Annotated in this window: 1 protein-coding gene; it reads right to left on the bottom strand. The window is 64.7% G+C overall.

Annotation, left to right across the window (positions count from 1 at the left end):
* A partial coding sequence (locus tag NNZ72_RS25395) for an RrF2 family transcriptional regulator (RefSeq protein ID WP_257318464.1) occupies positions 1 to 435 on the bottom strand: 435 nt, incomplete at its 3' end.
* Positions 436 to 626 lie beyond the last annotated feature (191 nt).

Raw genomic sequence — 626 nt, 5'->3', positions numbered from 1 at the left:
CTCGATCATCTCGGCCGCGCCGGGCACGGCCACGAACTGCTCCAGCGTCATCGTGTCGAGGATCGAGGCGATCGCGTCGCGCACCTCCGTCATCGCCCGGCGCACCTGGCAGGTTTGCGGATCGGCGCAGTCCTCGCACGCCTCGTAGGCCGTCCGGCTCGCACAGCGGATCGGCGCCAGCGGCCCGTCCAGGACGCGGATCGCATGGCCGATGCGGATCTCCGAGGCCGGATGCGACAGCGAGTAGCCGCCGCCCGGTCCCTTCTTCGAACGCAGCATCCCGGCGTTCCTCAATTCCAGCAGGATCGTGTCGAGGAACTTCTTCGGGATGTTGTTGCGGAGCGCGATCTCGCTGACGAAGGCCGTCTGCCCGGGTCCAAGCCGCGCCAGGTCGACCAGCGCCTTCAATCCGTACTTACCCTTCTTCGTCAGCATTTCGGCCTGCTTTCATCGGCATGTGTGCAACAGGGCCGGACGCGCCGGCGGCGCAAGCGCCCGCCGCGTCCGGCGGTTTTCGACCCGTCGTCCTCGGGAGATCGATCGGCTCACCCTTGCGGGGTGATTCTGGCTCATTCTAGGCACCGAAGTGCGAAAAACATATAAAAATGGTATAATTTATTCGCAGG

The organism is Shinella pollutisoli (genome assembly GCF_024609765.1).
Classification (GTDB): domain Bacteria; phylum Pseudomonadota; class Alphaproteobacteria; order Rhizobiales; family Rhizobiaceae; genus Shinella; species Shinella pollutisoli.
This window is presented reverse-complemented; position numbering and strand designations above follow the sequence as displayed.